The 22,147-nt window shown below is 69.5% G+C and carries 15 protein-coding genes; 7 read left to right on the top strand and 8 right to left on the bottom strand.

Features of this window, described 5'->3' with window-relative positions; genetic code table 11:
* Window positions 1-67: 67 nt before the first annotated feature.
* Both WME79_RS19715 and WME79_RS19720 read left to right on the top strand, forming a co-directional pair.
* Entirely contained in the window at window positions 68-6,205 is a 6,138-nt protein-coding gene (locus tag WME79_RS19715) for an AAA family ATPase (protein WP_437538126.1), read from the top strand.
* Between the two features lie 123 nt (window positions 6,206-6,328).
* Window positions 6,329-6,529: a hypothetical protein gene (locus WME79_RS19720; protein ID WP_437538128.1), complete on the top strand. Its 201-nt coding sequence runs from the start codon at window positions 6,329-6,331 to the stop codon at window positions 6,527-6,529.
* A 63-nt stretch (window positions 6,530-6,592) separates the two neighbouring features.
* On the opposite strand, the gene WME79_RS19725 is transcribed toward WME79_RS19720, so the two are convergent.
* From WME79_RS19725 to WME79_RS19755, 7 genes are all read right to left on the bottom strand, one after another.
* Window positions 6,593-7,123 carry a hypothetical protein gene (locus WME79_RS19725; protein WP_437538130.1) on the bottom strand — a complete coding sequence of 177 codons (531 nt, stop codon included), beginning with the start codon at window positions 7,121-7,123 and terminating at the stop codon, window positions 6,593-6,595.
* Window positions 7,124-7,392: 269 nt separating this feature from the next.
* Complete coding sequence (locus WME79_RS19730) at window positions 7,393-8,034, bottom strand: hypothetical protein (protein WP_437538132.1); 642 nt, start codon at window positions 8,032-8,034, stop codon at window positions 7,393-7,395.
* 117 nt (window positions 8,035-8,151) lie between these two features.
* The gene (locus WME79_RS19735; protein WP_437538133.1) at window positions 8,152-8,796 is read right to left on the bottom strand and encodes a hypothetical protein; all 645 of its coding nucleotides are present in this window, start codon (window positions 8,794-8,796) and stop codon (window positions 8,152-8,154) included.
* 759 nt (window positions 8,797-9,555) lie between these two features.
* A complete protein-coding gene (locus WME79_RS19740; protein ID WP_437538135.1) occupies window positions 9,556-10,698 on the bottom strand; it encodes a hypothetical protein in 1,143 nt (380 codons plus the stop codon).
* A 139-nt stretch (window positions 10,699-10,837) separates the two neighbouring features.
* A complete protein-coding gene (locus WME79_RS19745) occupies window positions 10,838-11,935 on the bottom strand; it encodes a hypothetical protein (RefSeq protein ID WP_437538136.1) in 1,098 nt (365 codons plus the stop codon).
* Window positions 11,932-13,305 carry an RNA polymerase sigma factor gene (locus WME79_RS19750; protein WP_437538138.1) on the bottom strand — a complete coding sequence of 458 codons (1,374 nt, stop codon included), beginning with the start codon at window positions 13,303-13,305 and terminating at the stop codon, window positions 11,932-11,934. Before WME79_RS19750 ends, WME79_RS19745 begins: the two co-directional genes overlap by 4 nt.
* A 90-nt stretch (window positions 13,306-13,395) precedes the next feature.
* A complete protein-coding gene (locus tag WME79_RS19755) occupies window positions 13,396-14,157 on the bottom strand; it encodes a hypothetical protein (protein WP_437538140.1) in 762 nt (253 codons plus the stop codon).
* A gap of 197 nt (window positions 14,158-14,354) precedes the next feature.
* Here WME79_RS19755 and WME79_RS19760 point away from each other — a divergent pair, with 197 nt between their 5' ends.
* From WME79_RS19760 to WME79_RS19775, 4 genes are all read left to right on the top strand, one after another.
* Window positions 14,355-15,287 (top strand): AraC family transcriptional regulator, encoded by a 933-nt coding sequence (locus tag WME79_RS19760; protein WP_437538142.1) that lies wholly within the window; start codon window positions 14,355-14,357, stop codon window positions 15,285-15,287.
* 120 nt (window positions 15,288-15,407) lie between these two features.
* Window positions 15,408-16,214, top strand: coding sequence for an SDR family NAD(P)-dependent oxidoreductase (locus tag WME79_RS19765; RefSeq protein ID WP_437538144.1), 807 nt, complete (start codon window positions 15,408-15,410; stop codon window positions 16,212-16,214).
* A 275-nt stretch (window positions 16,215-16,489) separates the two neighbouring features.
* The gene (locus WME79_RS19770; RefSeq protein WP_437538146.1) at window positions 16,490-17,596 is read left to right on the top strand and encodes an STAS domain-containing protein; all 1,107 of its coding nucleotides are present in this window, start codon (window positions 16,490-16,492) and stop codon (window positions 17,594-17,596) included.
* A 232-nt stretch (window positions 17,597-17,828) separates the two neighbouring features.
* Window positions 17,829-19,430, top strand: coding sequence for a PAS domain-containing protein (locus WME79_RS19775; protein WP_437538148.1), 1,602 nt, complete (start codon window positions 17,829-17,831; stop codon window positions 19,428-19,430).
* 56 nt (window positions 19,431-19,486) lie between these two features.
* Here the strand turns inward: WME79_RS19775 and WME79_RS19780 are convergent, their stop codons facing one another.
* A complete protein-coding gene (locus WME79_RS19780) occupies window positions 19,487-20,755 on the bottom strand; it encodes an AgmX/PglI C-terminal domain-containing protein (protein ID WP_437538150.1) in 1,269 nt (422 codons plus the stop codon).
* Between the two features lie 458 nt (window positions 20,756-21,213).
* Here WME79_RS19780 and WME79_RS19785 point away from each other — a divergent pair, with 458 nt between their 5' ends.
* On the top strand, window positions 21,214-22,089 hold the full coding sequence (locus WME79_RS19785) for a DNA-formamidopyrimidine glycosylase family protein (RefSeq protein ID WP_437538152.1): 876 nt from the start codon (window positions 21,214-21,216) through the stop codon (window positions 22,087-22,089).
* Window positions 22,090-22,147 lie beyond the last annotated feature (58 nt).

Consider the following 22,147-nt stretch of genomic DNA (forward strand, 5'->3'; position numbering starts at 1 on the left):
TCAAAGCGATGGCGATGCACGCCGGCCATGGCAGCATGCGCCGCACATTCCCCGTCGTACGGCTCCTGTGAACCCCATTCCCGTCTTCTCCGATCCAGGGGCGTCGTCCCGTTACGCCATCATCGAGGTCCTCTACGAGGGTTCAGACACCCTTCTTTACCGGGGTGTGCGCCAGGCCGACGGCCTTCCCGTGGTGCTCAAGGTCCTCCGGCGCGATCACGCGAGCCCCCGTGCCCGCGAGCGGCTGCGCCACGAGTACGAGGTTGCCCGGGCGCCCGAGACCACGGCCATCGTCAAGCCCTATGCGCTCGAGATGCTCGGCGATCAGCCGGCGCTGGTCCTGGAGGATTTCGGCGGCGTGTCGCTCGATCGGCTTCTGGAAGGGCCGATGCCGCTCGAACGCTTCTTCCCCCTCGCCGTCCGCTTGGCGGAGGCGCTCGCCGGGCTGCATCGACACGGCGTCGTCCACAAGGACATCAAGCCTCAGAACGTGCTCCTCAACCCCGCCACCGGCGAGGTGAAGATCACCGACCTGGGGATTGCGTCCCGGATACCCCGCGAGCGGCAGCACCTCGAGCACGCCGGGCTCATCGAGGGGACCCTGGCGTACATGGCCCCGGAGCAGACGGGCCGGATGAACCGCTGGATCGACGAGCGGACCGATCTCTACTCCCTGGGCATCGTCTTCTACGAGATGCTGACAGGCGCCCTGCCGTTCCAGGCCGGCGATCCCGTCGCGTGGGTCTATTGCCACATCGCGCAGAAGCCGCCCCCGCCGAGCGCGCTCGTCCCTTCGATTCCCCCGCTCCTGTCGGAGGTCGTGCTCAAGCTGCTCTCCAAGGCCGCCGAGGAGCGTTACCAGAGCGCGGCCGGCCTGCGGCGCGACCTGGACGAGTGCTTCGCAAGATGGCGGACGAGCGGCGCCATTCCGCCCTTTGCGCTCGGGGAGCGCGATCTCTCGGATCGGTTCCAGGTGCCGCAGCGGCTGTACGGGCGCGAGCGCGAGGTGGAGGCGCTGCTCGCCGTGTTCGAGCGGGTGGTGGCGCAGGGCCGGCCAGAGCTCGTGCTCGTGTCGGGCTACTCGGGCATCGGCAAGTCGTCGCTCGTCGCGGAGCTGCACCGGCCGGTGGTGAGGGAGCGGGGGTTCTTCCTCTCCGGCAAGTTCGATCAAACCGCGAGGGACGTCCCCTACTGCGCTTTCCATCAGGCGTTCCGGGCGCTGGTACAGGAGATCCTCTGCGCGAGCGAGGAGCAGGTCGAGCGCTGGAGACAGCGTTTCCGCGAGGCCCTCGGCCAGAACGGCAGGCTGCTCGCCGACGTGCTCCCCGAGCTCACGCTGCTCCTCGGCCCGCTGCCGCCCGTGCCCGAGCTCCCGCCCGCCGAGGCCCAGGGACGGCTGCACGCGACCCTCCAGCGCATCGTGGCGGCGTGCGCCCAGAAGGAGCACCCCGTGGCGCTCTTTCTCGACGATCTGCAATGGGCCGACGCGGCCAGCCTCCAGCTGCTCGAGCAGCTCGCCACCTACGCCGGGTCCGAGCACCTCCTGCTGATCGGCGCCTACCGCGACAACGAGGTCGGCCCCGCGCACCCGCTGCGGATCACGGTCGCCGAGGCGCGCAAGCGAGGCGCCACCGTCTCCGAGCTCGTCCTCGAACCGCTCTCCACCGCCCATGTCAGGGCGCTCGTCGCCGAGGCGGTCCACGCGCCGCACGCGCCGCACACGCCCACAGAGCAGGTCGAGCCGCTCTCGCGGCTGGTTTACGAGAAGACCGGCGGCAACCCGTTCTTCGTGCTCCAGTTCCTGATCGCGCTGCACCAGGAGGGGCTCATCGCCTTCGACGCGAAGCAGCGCGCGTGGCGCTGGGACATCGCCGCGATCCGCGACAAGGGGTTCACCGACAACGTCGTCGAGCTGATGGCGGGCAAGCTGAAGCGGCTCTCGGCTCCGACGCGGGACGCCCTCACGCTCGCCGCGTGCCTCGGCAGCAGCCTGGACCTCGACACGCTCGCGGTGGTGGCGAGCCGTCCGGCGGCGGAGCTCCGCGACGCGCTCGAGGAGGCCGTGCGCGAGGGGCTGCTGCTCCGCCGGGGCGGCGCCTATCGATTCCTCCATGACCGGGTGCAGCAAGCCGCGTACTCGCTCATCCCGGCGGGACAGCCCGTCGAGATCCACCTCCGGATCGGCCGGCTGCTCCTCAAGGCGCAGCGCGCGGAGGCGCGCGACGAGGCGCTCTTCGATGTCGTCGGCCATCTCAACCGCGGCGCCGCGCTCATTCATGACCAGGCGGAGCGGACCGATCTCGCGGCGCTGAACCTCCGCGCCGGCAGGAGAGCCAAGGCCGCCGCGGCCTACAAGGCCGCCGCCGCGCTCTTCGCCGCGGGCCTCTCCCTGCTCGCGCCGGACTCCTGGGAGACGCAGCACGAGCTGACCTACGACCTGACGCTCGAGCGCGCGCACGTCGCGTACCTCACCGGCAGCTTCGAGGAAGCCGAGCGCCTCCTGCAAGAGCTCATGGAGCGCGCGAGGACCCGGCGCGAGGCGGCCGCCGCCGTCGAGGTCGTCCTTGCCTTCTACGAGACCCGCGGGCAATGCGGCCGCGCGCTCGAGATTGGGCTCGCGTGGCTCCGCTCCTGCGACATCGATCTGCCGCTCCACCCCTCAAGCGCACAGATTGACGCGGAGACCGAGCGCGTGTGGCAGGCCCTGGGCGATCGGGCGATCGAGGACCTGATCCATCTGCCCCCCATGACGGACCCGGAGATCAAGCTCACGATGGGCGTCCTGGAGAGCATGGTCGTCCCTGCGGTCTTCGTGGACGCGGACCTGCACTGGCTCATCGTCCTGCGCATGGTCCAGCTCAGCCTGCGCCACGGCAACGCCGAGAGGAGCTCCGCGCACGCATATGCCGCCCTCGCGAGCGTGATCGGCCCGAGGTTCGGGCGATACCAGGAGGGATATCTGTTCGGCAAGCTCGGCTGCGACCTGGCGGACAGGAGCGGCCTCCTCACCACGAAATCGGTGGTGTTCGCCTATGTCGGAATGGCCGTCGTCTCCTGGACACGCCACTACCGAGAGACGACTCCGTACAGGCGCGCCGGCTTCAGCGCCGCGGTCGAGTCCGGGGATCTGAACACAGCGTGCTTCAACTGCATGTGGGCCGCGCTGTTCCCGCTGCTCTCCGGCGAGCCGCTGGAGGACGTGCTCCGCGAGGTCGAAGAGCGCCTCGGCTTCGTGCGGAGGACCGGTCACGCGTTCGCGCACAGCATCCTCCTCGGCGTCCACGCCATGATCCAGACGCTGCGCGGGAGGCCGGTCCGCTTCTCGATGCTGGACGGGTCCGATCTGGATCTAGCGGCCTTCGAGGCGCAGCTGGAGGGGGATCTGCTGCGCGTTCGCGGCAGCTATTACGGCTTGAAGGCTCAGGTGCTCTTCGTGCTCGGCTCTCCCGGAGAGGCGTCCGCGGCGGCGACCCGCGTGATGGCCGAGCACCCCTTCAAGGCCGCGCCGTACCCGCTCATCGCCGAGAACCACTACTATCTCGCGCTCTCGCTCGCTGCCGTCTTCAACGAGCCGCACGAGCCGCACGAGGCGGGGCCCTCCCCGCCGCGGGAGCTCCCCGAGCGGCTGCTCCCCGAGCGGCTGCCCGAACAGTTGCCCGAACAGTTGCCCGAACAGTTGATCGAGTGCGAGCGGCAGCTCGGCGAGTGGGCCAGGAGCGGGCCCGACAACTTCCTCCACAAGCACGCCCTGGTCCAGGCCGAGATCGCCCGGCTCCGTGGGCACGAGCCGGAGGCCAGCCGGCTTTACGAGCAGGCCATTGCGTCGGCGCGGGACGGCGGATTCGTCCAGCACGAGGCCATCGCCTGCGAGCTCGCCGCGGGGTTCTACGGCACGCGCGGCCTCGCGACCCCCGCCGACAGCTACCTGCGAAGCGCCCGCGCCGCCTATTTCCGCTGGGGCGCCCACGCCAAGGTCGAGCAGCTCGATCATCGCTATCCCCACCTCGCTCCGCGCAGCCCGATCGCGCCCACCGCCACCTTCGCCGTGCGGGCCGAGCAGTTCGATGTCCTGTCGGTGGTGAAGGCCGCGCAGAGCATGTCCGGAGAGCTCAAGCTCCCGCGCCTGCTCGAGATGCTGCTCCGTATCGTGGTCGAGCACGCGGGCGCCGAGGAGGGCTGTGTCCTCCTGGTCCGGGATGAGCAGCTGTGGATCGCGGCGATCGAGGCGCCAGGAGGCGCGGTGCGGCTGCTCGGCGCGGACGAGGCGCATTCGGTCGCGCTGCCAGAGGCCGTCCTCAACTACGTTCGCCGCAGCCACGAGCGCGTGCTGCTCGACGACGCCGCCGGGAGGCATCCGTTCTCGGAGGACGAGTATTTCACGCGAAAGACGTCGAGATCGGTGCTGTGCCTGCCGATCGTGCACCAGGCCCGGCTGATCGGCCTGCTCTACGTGGAGAACAGGCTCGTCACCGGCGCCTTCACCCCCGGCCGGCTCACCGTCCTCGAGCTGCTCGCCTCGCAGTCGGCCATCTCGCTCGAGAACGCCATGCTCTATGCCGATATCGAGCAGGAGAACGCCGAGCGGCGGCGGGCGGAGCGGGAGCTCCGGGAGAGCCAGGCGACGCTGCAGGCCATCGTCGACAACTCGGCGGCCTCCATCTACCTCAAGAATCGCGAGGGCCGGTATCTGCTCGCCAACCGGCATACGGGCAGCGTCGTGGGCCTGTCGAGCCATGAGCTCCTCGGAAAGACCGACGCCGAGCTCTTCCCTGCTGCGGTCGCCGAGGCGCTCCAGGACAACGACCGGAAGGTGCTCGCTTCGGGCGGGCCGATGGAATGCGAAGAGGAGATACCGCTGGACGACGGACCGCACACCTTCCTGTCGGTCAAATTCCCTCTCGGCGAGGGGGTCAAGCCCGGCGTGCTCTGCGGCATCTCCACCGACATCACCGAGCGCAAGCGGGCCGAGCAGGCCGAGCGCTTCCTGGCCGAGGCGAGCCGCAAGCTGATGGCGCTGGGCTACGGCGCGACCGTCGAGAGCGTGGCGCAGCTTCCGGTGCCCGAGCTCTCGGATCGGTGCGTCGTCGAGGTGCTCTCCGAGGACAGGGCGCCGGGCCCAACGGCCGCCGCCGGGGTGCCCGGCGAGCAGCTGGAAGCGCTGAAGGACGCGCTGCGCGTTCTGGCGGAGGCGTCGCTGGCCGGATCCGAGGGGGAAGAGGGCCGCGCCACGCCGCTGGTGCAGCAGGTGCATTCGCTCGACCCGCGGGTCAGGCCGCTCTGGGAGCAGCTCGGCGTCCACGCGTTTCTGCGGGTTCCGCTGGCCGCGCGCGACCGGTACTTCGGCGTCATGACCCTGCTGGCGACCGTGCCCGGGCGCCGTTGTGGCCCCGCCGACCTGCGGCTGGCCGAGGAGCTGGGGCGCCGCGCGGCGCTCGTGCTCGACAATGCCCGCCTGTACACCGAGGCACAGGAGGCGATCCAGCGGCGGGACGAGTTCCTCGTCGTCGCCTCTCACGAGCTCAAGACCCCGCTGACCTCGCTGCAGATGCAGGCGCAGAGCATCGAGCGGCTGCTGCGCCGCCGCTCGCTCGCGGACGTCCCCCCGGAGCGGATCGAAGCGATGGTCCAGATCCTCGGCCGCCAGACGTCGCGGCTCGCGCGACTGGTGGACGAGCTGCTCGACGTCACGAGGCTGCACGCCGGGCGGCTTTCGCTCGCGCGGGCGCCGGTCGATCTGGCGGCGTTGGCGGGCGAGGTCGTCGAGCGGATGCGCCCGCAGCTCGCGGCGTCCCGCTGCCGGGCGCAGCTGCAGCTGGAAGCGCCCGTGGTCGGGTGCTGGGATCCGGATCGACTGGAGCAGGTCGTCATCAACCTCCTGTCGAACGCGATGAAGTACGGCGCAGGCAGGCCCATCCTCATCGGTGTGCGGCGGCAGGCCGATCGCGCGCTGCTCGTCGTCCGCGATGAGGGGATCGGGATCGCGGAGGCCGATCAGGGCAGGATCTTCGAGCGCTTCGAGCGCGCGGTGTCGGTGCGCAACTTCGGCGGCCTCGGCCTCGGGCTCTACATCGCACGCGCGATCGTGGCGTCGCACAGCGGCTCCATCCGGGTGGAGAGCAAGCCGGGCGCGGGCGCGACGTTCGTGGTGGAGCTCCCGTTGAGCCCGCCGGAGAGCGCCGTGCCGGCCGGATCCGTCGTAGAATAGGGAGGAGATCGAGAAGCTCCGGCGGACGAGCGAGCGGCTGTTCGAGCACCTGACCCCGGCCGGAGCCCGGGTGGAGGTCAGGAAGAAGGACAAGACCGCGGCCGAGGACGCGAGAGATCGACTGTGGACGCGACGCTGCTCCTGCGGCGGCACCCGGCGCCCCGGAAGGTGGGTTATTACTTCCACGGCGACGATTTCGAGACCGTCACGCCGCGCCTGCTCTCGCGGGCCGCCTCCGCGCAAGCCGTCGAGGAGGCGCTGGAAGAGGAGCCGGAGGCGATCGCGAGCGATGCGAAGCGAGATGGAGAGCCGGAGGCGCCCTAAGCCCTGCGCCGCGACCAGCCTGAGCGAGAGCGACAAGGCGAGCGGCATCGCTGGCGCGACCGATCAGAGCTGCCCATACTCACGGATCCGGTCGCGCTCTTCGCCCTTGTCTCCCTTGTCAGACTCCAGATCGACGACGAGCCCGAGGCGCGATTCGACGTAGGCCGCCCAGATGGTTCCATGCGTTGGAATGCTGGCCCAAGCGTTCATCTCTGTGATCGACAGCAGACCATCCATGCTTCGATCGAAGATTCTTATGTCCCTAAACCGTAATCCGCACGTGAAGCCGAGTTGGACGTTGACGTTGAGAGAATACACGTCCCCGCCGAGGAAGAGATCGACGTGCGTGGTCCGGACGAGGGTCGCCTGTGGCCTCAAGGTCGTGGTGAACATGGGAAGAACGGCTCCGATCAATTGGTAGAGTTGAAAGCTCGTGGCCGCGCTCGCTCGGAACGGTCCGGCTTCGAACGTGGCATGGATCCCCAATTGCTTGTCTTCTATCGTCGACATGTTCTCCTTGCCGACTCCAACGCCGATGAAATACCCGATGTTGAGCTCCTGGGTGGGACTCGCGGTCTGTCCGAAGCTCACCATGACTGTATGGACAGCCCCCGGAGTTGTTCCGCCGCCATACGTGGCTCCTAGTCTCGCAAGATGGGGGAGCTTTGTCTGAACGACACCGTTGAGATGGAGGCCGTCCCAATGGAATTTCTCTGGGGGTCGTGGCTCTTGCGCTGATGCCAGAGCGGCGAGGGTGAGTACTCCAAGACCTGATAGCGCGCGCAACAGGGGCTGCCCTGGCCTGCTCGAACGGCGGGCCGCTGGCTCCCACGACATGAACGGCTGCGCGAAATACATTCGAGTCATGGGGCCTGCATGCGGGCTATGCATGCGGAGTTCTTCACCAGCTTGTCGATGTCGACGTCGCCGTGCTCGTCCCTGAACATATAGGCATTCTCCATCGCGTCGAGGCCGAGAATATCGCTCGTAACATCTGGCTGCGACGCATCCTCAAAGGATCTTATAACAGAAACACAAGTCGAGTGCTGCGTTTGGGCCAAATCTCGAATACTCAAGACGGTGCCGCAGTCGAGCGTGCTGCTACCCAGTATTTGCTCGTACGCATTGATCTGCCACCTGAAGTCCCTACAGTTCTCGGCTAGCATGTGCAGCTGGATCGCTTGCGATCGGATGATGCATTGCGTAGGAAGCCCTGACTCAAGTGGGAGTATGGGATTGTCATCGTTGGTGTGGGGATCTCCATCTCTCTTCTGAAGATGTTGATCGCGACGCTGGAGGGTCTTTTCGCAGCTGGCCAACCGCTTCCTGGTGACGCGCAGCGTTGACCGAAGATCGGGATCGTCCTTGCTGGCGGCGGCCTGGTGGGATTGAGGCCCGTTGTCGCTCTCTGCAGAGATTCTTCCCAGATTGTATGCCGCCGCTAGTGCGGCGATCGCAATGGCCCCAGATCCAATCCATGTTGTCGGCTTCGGTGAGGTTCCCATGCGTCGAACGTTGCGGGTTAGAGTCCTGATGTTATGAGCAAGAGCGGCGATTCTGGCCTGTTCGACAGCGGGTCGATGGATCGCCATGAGATGAACCGCGGCGTGAATATGTTCGCATCATTCCGTCTGCATGCGGGCGAGACACTCCGGATTATTTACCAATTTGTCAATGTCGTCGATGTCAGCGTGTTCGCCCCTAACTGTATAGGACTCTTCCACTGCGTCAATGGCGAGAGGATTGCTCGCAGCATCTTGATAGTCAGCGTCTTCGTTGACCTTGACAATGCCAACGCAGCGCAAGTATTGCATCCGGGCCATGTCTCGAATACTCAATACAGTGTCGCAGTCGATCGTGCTGCTGCCCAGTATTGTCTTGTAGGCGTCAAAGTGTTCCCTGAAGTTTCTGCAGTGAGCGGCCATCATCGTCAGCGACCTCGCTTGCAATGCGGTGATGCATTGTTTCGGAAGCTCTGGCTCAGGTGCGGGTGCAGGATTGCCTTCGGTGGCCTGGGGCCTTCCCTCCCTCTTCTGAGGATTGTGGTCGCGACGCTGGAGGGTCGTTTCACAGCTGGCCAACCTTTTTTGGATGACGCTCAGAGTTGACCGCGGATCGGGATCGTTCTGGCTGGCGGCGTTCTGGTGCGATTGAGGCCGGGTATCACGCTCTGTCGAGATTCTTCCCAGATTGTATGCCGCCGCCAGTGCGGCGACAGCGACGGTTCCCAATCCAATCCATGCTGTCGGCTTCGGTGAGGTTCCCATCTGTCAAACGTTCTGAGTTGATGACAATCGCCGTCGGCGAGGCAGGTGGTATGGTGTGGATGGGTTTCTACGGTGGTGTGAGTCAGTAGAAGCAGGGATCCTGCTTGACCGGCGTTATTCCGACCATTTGAGGGGTGATAGTTTGACTGGTGCCGCTACTGGGTGGTAGGACCTCGCGCCATTCATTGCATTTCTTTGTGGCTAGGATAATCAGGAATCGGTCTTGTAGCGGCATCGTCCTATCGCAACCGATTGGCTGTGGGAATGGGACTGTTGGCACACACAGCGCTTGGCACCGCGGTGATGGATCTATGCACGTCGGTGCTTGTGGTTCGTCGAAGATCGTACATCCGGTTTGGGATAGTACGGTCGCGGAAATGATCTGAGCGAGGCGGGGACGGATTGCCCTTGAACGACGACGTGCTGCGGTCATAGGCTCTTGCTCTCATGGGGGGGCATCTGGTGGTGGCTCGCGTTTGCCTCAAGAAGGAGGCAGGAGGATACAGGAAAGACTGTCGTCCTTCGATGAATCCGTGCACATGGTCGCGGCCGGGTGTCGCACGCGAGCGCGTCGAGGCACGCGCGCGATGTCCGGGACGTCGCGAGGAAGCGAGGACTCGCACGGCCGGTCGCGGACCATTTCTTTCGCTTCCAGGAAATGGACGGGGGCGCAATCGGTGCGCGCGGTTCAGGCCGCGAACACTCGTTGGCAGCGCACCCATTCCCTGGCGGGCAACCATCGCATCGGACGTCCGTGCCTTATGCCTGGCAGCAGAAGGTCGACGGCTCGGCCGGCAGCAGCTCGCCGGTGGGCTCGCCGCCGCTCGGGGCGCAGCCGCCGGGGTCCACAGTTACGACCTCCGCCGACTTGCTGCCGAGGGCGACGCCGGGCGGGGTGACCCCGCAGAACGGTGTCGTCGAGCTCACGACGTTGGACGCAAGCAGGTCCCCGCACGCGCCGTCGCTGTAGACCGAAGCCATGACGGTGCACGACGCGCCCTCCGGCTCCCCGCAGCCGCACTCGGAGCAGCCGCGTGTGTCGTCGGCGCCGCCGTAGAAGACGTGCCGGTCGAGGTAGGGCTCCTCGCACGTCACGTCGCCCTCGTGGAAGATGCACGTCAGGAAGCCGCCGGGCGGTGGGATCCCGGGCTGGTCCGGCGAGGGCATGCAGGTGCTCCGGTCGCCCAGGCACTCCGTGTACGCGCCAGGTACGCAGGCGAGCGCCCGGGTCTGCCAGGGATCGAGGAGCGCAGGCGGCGGCGGCTCGTCCACCCTGGGCGTGCATGCGCCGGTCACCGTCACGACCGGCGCATCGATCGAGACCGACTGCACGCACGGCTTCCCGCCGCAGTCCTGGCCGGCGGGGATCGCGTTCGCGGCGGTACAGGCGCCGTCCCAGCCGTCAGGCGCCGCGAACTCGGTCGCGACGCTGCCGGGGTCACCAGCGCACGTCGTCGCCGTGTGTGCCGACCAGTCCAGCGGGAGCTGGCACGAGGCGCTGGCCGCGTCGGGCGGGTCGCACACGCAGGCCGCGCAGGCGAGCGGTACGGGCGCCAGGTCGGCAAACCCCTCGTAGCCGATGTTCGGCGCGGCGGCGGGGCAGCCGGGTGCCTGGTCCCGCGGGCCGAACCAGAGCAGCGCCGGGCCGAACCAGCCGAGCGGGGCGGGGGGGACGCAATCGCCGGCGCAGGCGGTCTCATCGCCGCCGCCGGAACCGCCACCCCCGCCTTCACCGCCATTCCCGCCGTCGCCGCCCTTGCCGCCGGCCCCACCGCCACCTTCCTCCGGCCACGGGCAGCCTGGGTGGCCGTATTCCTGAGGCTGACAAGGACCGTGGATGATCGCGTCGCCGGAGCAACCCACCCACGAGAACAGCCCCACGAACAACCAGAAGACGCGCATGCCGAGCAAGCTAGTGGATGGTGCTCCATGTTGACAATGAAGATTTCTGGCGAGACAGGCGGTCGCATGGCTCATTGCGGATCCGTTCCAAAAATTGCCATATTGGCTGCCGAATTTCGGCATGCGTCGTCGTGCTCCTTCAATAGATTGTCGTGACACCGAATCCGAACACGGCGCCGACCGGGGGCGATGACCATGTGAGGGCTGGATGCGTTTCATTGGCCTCTCTCTCGCGTCGGAGCACCGCGTCCGCGACGTTCCAGAGAGCTTCGGCATAGCCATGCACGGACCACCTGTCCGAGAAGGACCACGCGCTGCCGAGCCGTGCGCCGACGCCAAGCAGCGGCTGGCGAGGTGAGCTGATGGTCCATGGGTCCCGAGGGACGAACCGGAGCACACCGACCGCGGTAACCCCGCAACCGAACAGGAATCGGCCACGATGACAGGCCAGGGCGGCCGCGGTGAAGGCGCTGGTGCCGATGGGCACCGCTTCCACCTCCTGCGCCATCGAAACGAGTGCCCGACCCTCGACCGAGATCGACCACTCGGACCGGCGAACGCCCACGGACAGCGTCATCCCAGCCGCGGCTCCCGGCGTGATCCCCAGGCCCAGGGTCGCCCCGAGCCCCGCTTCGAGCCGCAGCGGCTCCGGCGGAACCGCCGCCGCCTCCGCCGGTGCTGGCTCCGGCGCGGCCCGGCGCGCCCGCGAAGGCGACGGCGAGGGCGCCAACAGGGGCTCGGACGGCGGCGAGGGCTCGGAGGGCGGTGGCGCCCCCTCCGGCGCGGTCAGGATCTGCGCCACGATGGCCAGGGCCACGCCGGAGAGCAGCGCCTCGCAGCCGTTCCGGGTGCGGAACCCCTCGGACCAGGCTGTCTCGCCCGCGCCCTCGCTGTCGCGCAGGGCCATCGACGCCGTGAGCTCCGGCCCGTCGCGCGCGATGCGGACGGTGAGCATGCGCGGCGCGTCATCCTGGAACGGATCGCCGCCGAGCCCGCGCGCCACCTCCGCGCGCAGGAGCGCCTCGTCGGCGCAGCCCTCGGCGCCGGGGCCCCGCACGACCTCCAGCCGCATCGCAGTCTGCGGCAGATCCGGCGCGGCGCGCGCCGCGGCGACGCACAGCAGGACCGTGGCCGCGGCGACGGCGGCGCGCGCCAGCCACCTCGCGCCCCTGCGCGGACCGATGGCGCAGCGGGCCGGGCGTACGCCGAGCCTCCGTCTGCCACAGGGCCCGCTCATCGCGACGGCTCGCTCCCCGGCGCGCCCTGCTCCGGGGCGGTGAGGCGCGCCAGGGCGACCCTGCGAAGCCGCTCCCGCACGTTCTTCAGCTGGCCCCCGGGGAACCGCTGCTCGTGCACGGCGATCTGCCGGAGCGCCCCGGCGGGATCACCGGCGGTGAGGCGCTCTCGCGCCGCCGTGAGCAGCCGCAGCTCCTCCGCGAACGTGTCATCGCGCTCGCTGGCCTCGCTGGCTTCGCTGGCCCGTGGCGCCGCCCGCGGAGCCGCAGGGCACGGGCGGTGGGGTGCCTCGGGCGCGGGAGCGACGGGCGCCGGCTCCGGCGCCTGTTGCGGCGGGGTCGCCCCAAGGCAGACGGTGCGCGCGGGCAGCAGATCGGGCAGCACCGGCCCGAAGCGGCGAGCCCAGAGGGCCGGCGGCGGCGCGAGGGCGAGCAGCACAGCCACGGTTCCGGCGACGCCCGCCGCAGCCGACGCGAGGGCGAGGGCGATCCGGCCAGGCCTCCGTGGCAAGGTCGAGGTGGCAGGCGAACGCGGCGGGGGAGCCGGCGGTCCGGGCGGAGCCGGCGGCGCAGGCGCTGCCGGCGGGGGTGCCGGCGGTCCGGATGCCGCAGGCGGAGCAGGCGCCGGCTGCGCGGGGGCCGCCTGCGCCGTGGTGCTCGCGCCGCCGTCGTGCGCCAGGAACTCCGATGCCAGCGGGAACGGTAGCCAGCAGGCGCGCAGCGCCTCCCGCTGGTCCGGGCGGAGCCGCGCCACGGCGGCGCGGTAGTCCTCACGGGCCAGGCGCAGCCGGTTCGCGGCGGTGTTGTAGTTGATGCCGAGCTCGCGCGCGATCTCGACGATCGGCACCTCCCAGGCCTCGTGCAGGACGAGCAGGACCCGCCGCTCGGGGGCGATCGTGCTCAGCACGTCGATTGCGAGCTCCAGCCGCTCTCGCTCCGCGACGCGCTGCTCGCTGCTCGGCGCGGGATCGACGGCCTGGCCGCGCGGCGCGGGGTGCAAGCCGCCCGGCACCTCGCGGCGGCGGTAGGCGCGTTCCAGGTGCTTGCTGACCTTCCGCCACGCGATCCCGAAGAGCCATCGGGCTTCCGCGCTGCCGCGCGGGCGCCGGCCATCCCGCTGCGGCGGATCGCCGGCCGAGTCGGCCTCGCGCGGAGGTGACGACGAGGCGGAGGCCGGGTAGTCGGGATCGAACCGATCCAGGCTCTCGTACGCCGCAAGGAGGACGTCCTGGACCAGGTCGTCGATGTCGGGCGCGGCGACCCCCAGGAGCCGGAGCGAGCGCGGGAGGGTTTCGAGCGCTGCGGTGTGAACGGAATTCCAGGTAGCGGTGCGGGAGGCGTCGTCAGCGGCGGAAGGGACGTGGGTGCTCATACCCAGAATTGCGGGGAGCTCTCCAGGTCTGTTTGAAAAACGCACGCCCCGGCGCACGGGACGGAGGCGCTCCTGCGGCGAGCGTCGCGCTCACGACAGGCTGCGGCTCTCTGGGGGGATCCGCGCCGAGTGGGGCGAGATCGTCTCCATGTGGGCCAGCACCTCGGCCTGACCCCAGCGCTCGAGCGCGTCCATCTCCGCCGGGCCGAGCAGCCGCCGAATCGCCCCCCAGGTGCGCTCGAACTCGAGCGCGACCAGGTGCTGCGACAGCGCGGTGAGGGGGCTCAGGTCGGAGTCGTCGCCGCGGTACGCCGCGTAGGCCTCGGCGTCCCATCCTTCCAGCGGGAGCGCCTCCGCCTCGTCGATGCGGCGATCCAGCGCCTCCTCGGTCTCCGCCCACGCTCGAGCGATCTGGAGGAGCTTGGCGATCTTGTCGAGCGGCAGGCCGAAGCGCGCGACGCGGTGCTCCTTGCGGCGCGATAGCCATATGACGAGCACCTGCCACATGGTCCGCCAGTCCGGCAGCCGGTCGAGGACGAAGTAGCGCTCCTCGATCCACGCGCGGACCTGCGCCGCAGCCGTCGTGCCCTGGGTGCGCTCCACGTCGGCGAGGAACGCCGCGATGTGCACCGCGACCATGCCCTCGTAGTCCCGCTCGTCGTCGTCCAGCGCCTCGACCGCTATCTCCGCCCGGACGCAGCGGCGCGCGGCGGTCTTTACCGCCTCGACGTCGTCGATGCGGAGCCCGAGATCGGGCCAGAAAGGCGTTACCCTGTCCATGCTGAGGAGCCGGACAGCGCTCGTGTAAGCGTAGGATACATCGAGGTCAAGGAGATCAAGGGTGGGGTTCATCGGCAGCGAAGCTCGGGTTGGTCTGGAGCGGCCAGCGTAGCCGCGCCGGGGGTGAACGGGTAGGTCGCCCCGACCTCGGACCGCCGGAGAGCACCTCTCCGGCCAGAGCCGTTCTACAATGCGGGCATGCGATTCGAAGGCCCACGCGCTCCGGGCACGCCGCTCGCAGTCGCGATTGCCGCCTCGCGGAGGTCGTCGTGACGGAGTCCGCCCACCGGCCCGAGATCGAGCGCGCGCTCCGCTTCATCGCCGCGAACCTCGAGAGGCCCATCACGGTCGCGGACGTCGCGCGCGCGGCGCGCCTCAGCGAGTTCCATTTCCACCGGGTCTTCCACGCGGCGGTCGGCGAGCCGATCGGGCGGTTCATCACCCGGAGGCGGCTCGAGCAGTCGGCGCTGCGGCTCGCGTACGAGCCGGACCGCAGCATCATGGATGTGGCGCTCTCGTCCGGGTACTCGTCCGCCTCGAACTTCTCGAAGGCGTTTGCGGCGCACTTCGGCTGCAGCCCGTCGCAGGTGCGGAGCCCGGAGCGCGGCCTCCCCGTCGCGATCGGGAAGCTGACGTCGCTCTACGGGAAGGACTTTCGGCCGGAAGCGCTCTATACGCTCCCGCCCGAGCGCGGGGTCGACGAGCGGCGCCGCGAGGCGGCGGCGTGGAGCGCGAGGGTCCGCTTCGAGACCACGAGCGGGCTCGATTTCGCATGCCTCGCCAGCCCGGGTGGATACGACGTCTCGGCCCTCGAGCGCCTCTGGTCGGACCTCATCGCCGCCGCCCGGCAGCTCGGGCTCTGCGAAGACGCCGTGGATGCCTGGGGCGTGCCGCACGACAGCCCGCAGATCACGGCCCCCGAGCTGTGTCGATACCACGCCTGCGTGCCCTGTCCGAAGGCCGTCCCGCTGCCGCCCCCGCTCTTCCGCGGCCGGATGAGCGAGGGCCGCTACGCCGTCTTCCGCTATGCCGGCGAGGTGTCCGGGATTCCAGAGGCGTATCGCAGCATCTATTCGTGCTGGTTCAGGGAGAGCAGCCTCGCGCCCGACGACTTCACCTCCCACGAGCGCTACGTCACGGACGAGCCGAAGGACGGCCGCGTGGACCTGGAGCTCTGGTTCAAGGTGCGGCCGCGCCGCTGACCGCAGCAATCCAGGAGAACTCATCCGCAGCCCCGGAGATGCGACGCCGGCGCTCCAGGCCGTACGGTGTCTCGTGGCCGGATGGCCCGGTCCACCATGGAGAGGGTTGCAGGGGACACGATGGGAACGCTGAGCACTTCGAAACGAATCCTGGTCACCGGTGCGTCGCGCGGGATCGGACGCGCGGCCGCGCTCGCGCTCGCCGAGCAGGGGCACACGGTGGCCCTCGCCGCCCGCGACGAGGGCGCGCTGAGGCAGCTCGCCGGCGAGATCGCGCGCGCGGGCGGGCGGGCCGAGGTCGTCCCGATGGATGTCACGGACGACGCGAGCGTCGAGCGAGGGATCGCGCGGCTCCTCGAGGCCGGGCCGTGCGATATCGTGATCAACAACGCGGGATCCTGCGACCAGGCGGACTTCCTGGTACAGAGAATGGAGACGCAGCGCTCCGAGATGGATCTCAATTACTGGGGCGCCGTGCGGGTGACGCGCGCGCTCCTGCCGTCGATGCTCCTGCGCCGCTCGGGCGTCGTCGTGAACGTCTCGTCGATGCTCGGGATCGTCGCGTCGCCGACGACGGCCAATTATTCGGCGACGAAGGCCGCGCTCAACGCATGGTCGCACGCGCTCCGGGGCGAGGTCGGCCGCTTCGGCATCCAGGTCGTCGTGTTCGTGGCGCCCCATACCGACACGGCGTCTGGCCGCCGCGTGCGCTTCGAGGGCGTGGTGAGCCTGCCTGTCGCGTACACGGTCGAGGCGCTGCTCCGGGCCGTCGATCGGGCGCCCCGGCAGGCCGCGGCGAGCCCCGTCTACCGGCTCCTCCTGCGGCTCGCCGGGCTCTTTCCGGCCTTCATCGAGTCGCGGGTCGCCGCGTCGGCGCGGCCGCACCTGCTGCCGAGCTATGAGGCTGCGCCGGGCGAAGGAGCTTGAGGAACAGCCATTGAGCCTGGCCAGGTGAAGCCGACGAGTTGGGCTCACCGCGCAAAGGGCGCGGCGACCGACCCGCAGGGGACGGCCTCAACACTGGACGCGATCCGTTGTCCATCGCACCAACATCATCATGTTGCGAGCGCGGCTTCCCAACCGCGATGCGCTTCTGATACAAGCCATCTTGTTGAGGGGGGACATACGGGAGGGAGACGATGGCGAACGAAATGGACGCCACTTCAGGGCTGCTGCATACATTTCTTGCATCCTGTCCAGAGATGCTCTTCATCGCGGGCGTCGATGGGGATGTGCTGCACTCTAGCGGCGCGCTCCGTCAGGCGCTGGGGGCCGGGATAGAGCATGGCAATTTGCTCACGGCGCTCGTCCATGCGGAGGATCGCGCCGACTTCGCCGCTGCGTGGCTCCGGTTGAAGGAGCAAACAGAGCCGGTGCAGGTCGATGTGCGCCTGATGGACGCCCAGGGGGCGTACCGGCGCCTGACGTGCAACGCGAGCCGGGCGCCCGAAGGGGGCACGATCCACGGGTCGTTGCGGCAGGTCGATGCCGGCCGCGAGAGCAGCCCGGCAGAGCCGAGCCTCAAGGAGCGGCTCCTCGACGGTCTGGCAGACAACCTCCAGGTCGCCATCTGGGCCATCGACGCCCAGGGGACCTGCATCTACCACGATGGGAAAGGGCTCGATGCCGCCGGGCTCGCGAGGGGCGAGCTCCTCGGGAAGAACCTGTACGAGCTCTATCCTGATGGGAACGCCAGCTCGAAGGCAGCGTTCACCGGTAAGATGGCCCATGAGTACAGCCTGGTGCATGGCATCCATTGGGAGAGCTGGATCGTCCCCGTGCTCAACGGGCGCGCCGAGATCGACACGGTGATCGGGTTCTCGCTCGACGTCACCGCGATGAAGCGTACGCAGGAAGAGCTGCGGGCCAGGCTCGTTCAAATCGAGAAGCAGCAGGAGGTGATTCGCAACCTCTCCACGCCGATCATCGAGGTGTGGAACGGGGTGCTGACGCTCCCCATGATCGGCGTTGTCGACAGCGTGCGGACGGCCGAGGTGATGGATGCGCTGCTCGCGCGCATCATGGAAAAACAAGCCCATTTCGCGATCCTCGATCTGACCGGGGTCGACATGGTGGACACGAAGGTGGCGAGCCACCTCATCGAGCTCGTGGCGGCGATCCGCCTGCTCGGCGCCGAAGGCATCGTCGCCGGCATCAAGCCGAACGTCGCGCAGACGATGGTCGCGCTGGGGCTCGATCTCTCGACGATCTCGACGCAGCGCGATCTGCGGGCTGCCCTGAGCTACTGTATCCGGCGGATGGCGCCGCAGCCGCCGCAGGAGAGCCGCGCCAGCGTGACGGCGAGCTGACAGGGCCCCACGCGCGGCGGCCCAGCGCCGTCGAGCTCGCCTGCCCGGGTTCTCGGTCGCGGCCGTGTTCCACGAAGCCGCGCCTCCGGCGCGACGCTGTCCCCCCTTTTTCGGCGGATCTGCTCACCCGGAGGGTGCAGAAGCGCGAGAACAGAGCGATGATGCGCCGGGTTGTGACCGTTCAGCAGCGGGGCCGCGCTCGGCCCTCGCATCGGGCTCACGGGGTGGGTGCGTGCACACGACAGCCGAAGACCGCGCAGAGACTCTTCACATCGATCCACGTCTCCTGATCGAGACCCTGGACGACCCCGCGCTCGTCATCGACGCGCGGGGCGCCGTCCTGTGCAAGAACGAGCAGCTCGATCTCCTCCTCGCAGGGCTCGGGGCGCCGAGCCTGCCGCTGTCGCCGGAGGGCGATCGCGTGCTCCTGTCGCTGGCGCCCGCGGCCGCCGACGTCGCCCGGATCCAGGCGCTCCTTTCGGGCGAGATCGATCGAGCCGAGATCGACCTCTCGGACCAGGGCCCCGGCGCGCCGCGGTGGGTGCTTCGCGGGCTCGCCTGCACGATCGGCGGCAGCCGCTGCGCGCTGCTCCGCCTCGTCGATGAGGGCGAGCGCCGCGTCCGGGAGCACCAGCGCCGGTGCGCGCAGGTGGTCGAGGCGATGCACCTCGGTTGCACCTTCCTCGCTCTCGAGGCCCCGGAGGATGACCGGTCGCTCCGGTACATCTACATGAACCGCGCCGCCGAGCGGATCGCCAGCAGGCCCACCGCGGCGATGCTCGGCCGGACCATGGACGAGAGCGTCCCCAGCCTCCGGCAGATCGGCATTCCTCAGCGCCTGGCGGAGCTGATCCGCACCGGCGGGACCGACGAGAGCGAGGTGGTCCTCCCCCAGGCGGAGGGCACGCGCGTCATGACGACGTGGTCGTTCCCCGTGGGAGATCAGTGCGTCGCCGTGGTCTACGACGACGTCACCGAGCGCAGGGCGACGGAGGCGTCGCTCGACAGCACGCGCGTCCTCCTCGACGGCATCATCGAGCACCTCCCGCTCTTGCTCTTCGTCAAGGATGCGGCGGACCTCCGCTACGTGCGGGTGAACAGGAGGTTCGAGGAGTTCCATGGGCACGCGCCAGGAGAGCTGATCGGCAAGCGCCTCGTCGACTACTTGCCGCAGGCGCTGGCCGCAAAGATCGACGCCGAGAGCCGCGCCGTGCTCGCGGGGGGCGTGCCGGTCGAGGTGCCGGAGATCCGCATCCCGTCGAAGCTGCTCGGGGACCGCATCGGCCACGCCCGGTGGATCCCCATGGAGGACGCCCAGGGCAAGGGCCGTTATCTCCTCGGGCTCATCGAGGACATCACCGAGCGCAAGAAGATCGAGGACGCGAAGCGCCAGGAGTCGATCCTCCTGGAGACGCAGCGGCGGCTGCTCGAGCTCATCCAGGAGCTCTCGACGCCGAGCATCCCCATCCACCCGGGCATCCTCGTCGTCCCGCTCGTCGGCCAGATGGACAGCTCGCGCGGCACCCAGCTCGTGGAGTCGCTCGTCGCCGCGGTCGAGCGGCACCACGCCGAGTTCGTCATCATCGATATCACCGGCGTCACGTCGGTCGACAGCGCGGTGGCCAACCACCTGCTCCAGGCCACGCGCGCCGCGGGGCTCCTCGGGGCCGAGTGCAGCGTCGTCGGCGCCTCGCCCAGCATCGCCCGCACCGTGATCGAGCTCGGCATCGAGTTCGGCACGCTCGCGACGCACCGGGACTTGCAAGCCGGGTTCCGGCACGCGCTGGCGCGGAAGGGGTATGTGATCACCCCGCGTACCGATCGAAAGGCCTGAGCACGGCGGAGCCGTCCGCGCCGCACGAGACGGCCGCTTGCGCTACCGCGCCGGCGTCACGAGCTCGGCGAGAACATGATGGGATACACGACGGTGACGATGCCGCCCGCGGGCGCCGGAAACGTGAACTTCTCGAACTCGCGCAGCACGCAGCTCACGACCGCGCGATCCGGCATGGGCGCGCTCGCGGGCGGCGGCTGGGGGCTGTTCGGCAAATCGCCCTCAGCGACCGCGGTCACCTTGCCGTCCCTGCCGATGACGAAGCGCACCGTGATCCGGCCAGTGAGGTTGGGATCGCGGCGCAGGCCGTCTTCGTAGCATTTGCGCAGCTCACCGAACCGCGCGCGCACGACGTTCCGGATCTCCTCGGGGTGCAGCCGGCCCGAGACCGCCATCGATAGCGAGCGAAACGAGGGCGGCGACCCTGGCGGCCCGGTGAACCGGCCTTCGCGGGGGAGGGCTCGGAGCATGAGGATCTCCGGCTTCGAGCCCGGCGGTCGCTCCTGCCATTGCCGCGCGCGGCCCAGGGCGGTCGACACGACCTCCTTGACGTCGGCGAGGCTCGCTCCTGGCACGGCGCGCAGGCCGATGCGGTCGAGGCATGTCCGCGGCGCCTTCGCGCACGCGGCTTCAGCGAGCTCGGCGAGCGCGGCGGAGGCGCGTTCCCGCTGCGGGCCCACGACCTCGCGCTTCACGAGCGTCCGGACGAACCCGCCGCCCTCCGAGGCGCTCGGCGGGGAGACGGTCAGCTCGAAGAGGCTCACCTCCACGTCGCGCTCGCGGACATCGACGGTGATCTCGAACCACGGCGGCTCCGAGGTGCTCTCCGAGGTGCGCTCATCGGGAGGGCCGGGCATGGGCGTACGGAAACGGAACCCGCCCGCGCCGGTGCGCAGCAGCGCCACGGGGTAGCCCGCGAAGGCCGCCGTGCGGGAGACGCTCTCGATGACGATCCAGGCGACCGATTCGTCCGCGGCGACGGCGATCTCGCCCTGCGCGGGCGCGCCGCGGTCGCTCTCGCGGGCGCGGCGCGCCTGGAGCTGCTCGAACAGCTCATCGACCTTGGTCAACTGGCCGAGCTCGGCGATGCTCTTCGCGTCGCCGACGAGCCGGCCGTCGAGGAGGATCTGGCGGCCTCGGATCTCGACCTCCGGCGGCGAGGCTGCGTCGGGCGGGGCGTCCGGAGCGACGGGCGGCGCCGCGGGCGCCACGGTCACGGCGGTCGGACGCTCGGTCGACGCGCGCGCGCGCGGGGGCGCAGGCGCGGCACACGCGCAGAGCGACGCTGCCAGCAGGACGGCGGGGCACCAGGTCGGGTGAGGCATCGAGGGCTCTCCAGGGTCGCGGCGCTCAACTGCCGCGATACGAGGAGGGGAGCATACATGTTCAGGCGAGCGCGAAGCCAGGCTGGCGATGCGTCGGGACGGTGTCTTGGGCGGCCTGACTGGAGGGGTGTGGCCCCTGCTCACGGTCGGTCGAGGCGAAACCATCACTCCGCTTTCGGAGCCGATCTGGCGCTCCTGTTCAATCATCGTGATACGCCGCAGGCCAGACCACGTGGATGCCTCCTCGATTCGATGGTTTCATGCGCTGTCTGTTTCATGAGAGAAAAGGAGCCGGCCATAGCCCTGGAAAAGATGCGATATGGCCCGTGACCTCGCCGCGGACGAGCTCCGCGCGTCCCCGCGACCGTCATCCCCGTCCTGCGCGGTGAGGGCCTGACTTTTCCGCTCGTGCCCCTTGCGATCCGGCCGGTCCGCACCAGAGCCTCCGGACACCGCTCATGCCTGAAGGCGACACCCTCTTCCGCATCGCCGCCGCCCTCGGCCCCGCGCTCACGGGCGCGCGCGTCGTCGCGCTGGAGCTGCCCCGGAGCGACCAGCCGTGCCGCCGGCTCGTCGGCCGCAGCGTCGAGCGCGTGGAGGCGCGCGGCAAGAACCTCCTGATCTTCTTCGACGAGGGGACCGTCCTCCACACACACCTGCGCATGAGCGGGGCCTGGCACCTCTACCGCGAGGGCGAGCGCTGGAAGCGCTCCGAGGCGACGGCATCGGCCATCCTCGCGGTCCCGGGCTACGTCGCCGTCTGCTTCCGCGCGCCCGTCGCGCGCCTGCTCCGCGCGAGCGCCCTGCGCGGCGACCGCCTCCTCGGCGGCCTCGGCCCGGATCTGCTCGGCGACGCCTTCGACGCCGCCGAGGCGCTCCGCCGCCTGCGCGCCCTCGACGACGTGCCGCTCGGCGTCGCCGTCATGGACCAGCGCGTCGTCGCGGGCATCGGCAACATCTACAAGAGCGAGCTCCTCTTCCGGACGCGGCTCGACCCGTTCGCCCCGGTCCGGGCGTACTCCGATGAGGAGCTCTCCGCGATGCTCGATATCGGTCGCCGGCTCCTGCAAAGCAATGTCGAGCCGCGGGATCCCTCCGGCATGTACCGTGGGCCGACCGCGCATTACGCGGCGACACGCACGACGCGCGCCGGCGGAGACCGCAGGAAGCCGGTCAGCGTGTACGGCCGCGAGGGGTACGCCTGCTACGACTGCGGCGCCGCGATCCAGATGCGCCGGCAGGGGACGATGATGCGGTCGACCTACTTCTGTCCCCGTTGCCAGCCGACCCGCGCCGCGCCGCCGCCGGCCGGGCCTGCTCCGTCCGCGCCGTGAACACGGCCGCCGGCGGGCGCGCTGTGCCGCGTGCGAGAACGCCAGCGTTCCAGACGAT

It is taken from the genome of Sorangium sp. So ce726 (assembly GCF_051521405.1).
Taxonomy (GTDB): domain Bacteria; phylum Myxococcota_A; class Polyangia; order Polyangiales; family Polyangiaceae; genus Sorangium.

Excerpts from the sequence above, each read along its gene's own strand:
- WME79_RS19725 (WP_437538130.1), bottom strand. The coding sequence starts at position 7,123 with ATGGTGAGCTTCGGACAGACCGCGAGTCCCACCCAGGAGCTCAACATC.
- WME79_RS19730 (WP_437538132.1), bottom strand. The coding sequence starts at position 8,034 with ATGGGAACCTCACCGAAGCCGACAACATGGATTGGATCTGGGGCCATT.
- WME79_RS19735 (WP_437538133.1), bottom strand. The coding sequence starts at position 8,796 with ATGGGAACCTCACCGAAGCCGACAGCATGGATTGGATTGGGAACCGTC.
- WME79_RS19740 (WP_437538135.1), bottom strand. The coding sequence starts at position 10,698 with ATGCGCGTCTTCTGGTTGTTCGTGGGGCTGTTCTCGTGGGTGGGTTGC.
- WME79_RS19745 (WP_437538136.1), bottom strand. The coding sequence starts at position 11,935 with ATGAGCGGGCCCTGTGGCAGACGGAGGCTCGGCGTACGCCCGGCCCGC.
- WME79_RS19750 (WP_437538138.1), bottom strand. The coding sequence starts at position 13,305 with ATGAGCACCCACGTCCCTTCCGCCGCTGACGACGCCTCCCGCACCGCT.
- WME79_RS19755 (WP_437538140.1), bottom strand. The coding sequence starts at position 14,157 with ATGAACCCCACCCTTGATCTCCTTGACCTCGATGTATCCTACGCTTAC.
- WME79_RS19765 (WP_437538144.1), top strand. The coding sequence starts at position 15,408 with ATGGGAACGCTGAGCACTTCGAAACGAATCCTGGTCACCGGTGCGTCG.
- WME79_RS19770 (WP_437538146.1), top strand. The coding sequence starts at position 16,490 with ATGCTCTTCATCGCGGGCGTCGATGGGGATGTGCTGCACTCTAGCGGC.
- WME79_RS19780 (WP_437538150.1), bottom strand. The coding sequence starts at position 20,755 with ATGCCTCACCCGACCTGGTGCCCCGCCGTCCTGCTGGCAGCGTCGCTC.
- WME79_RS19785 (WP_437538152.1), top strand. The coding sequence starts at position 21,214 with ATGCCTGAAGGCGACACCCTCTTCCGCATCGCCGCCGCCCTCGGCCCC.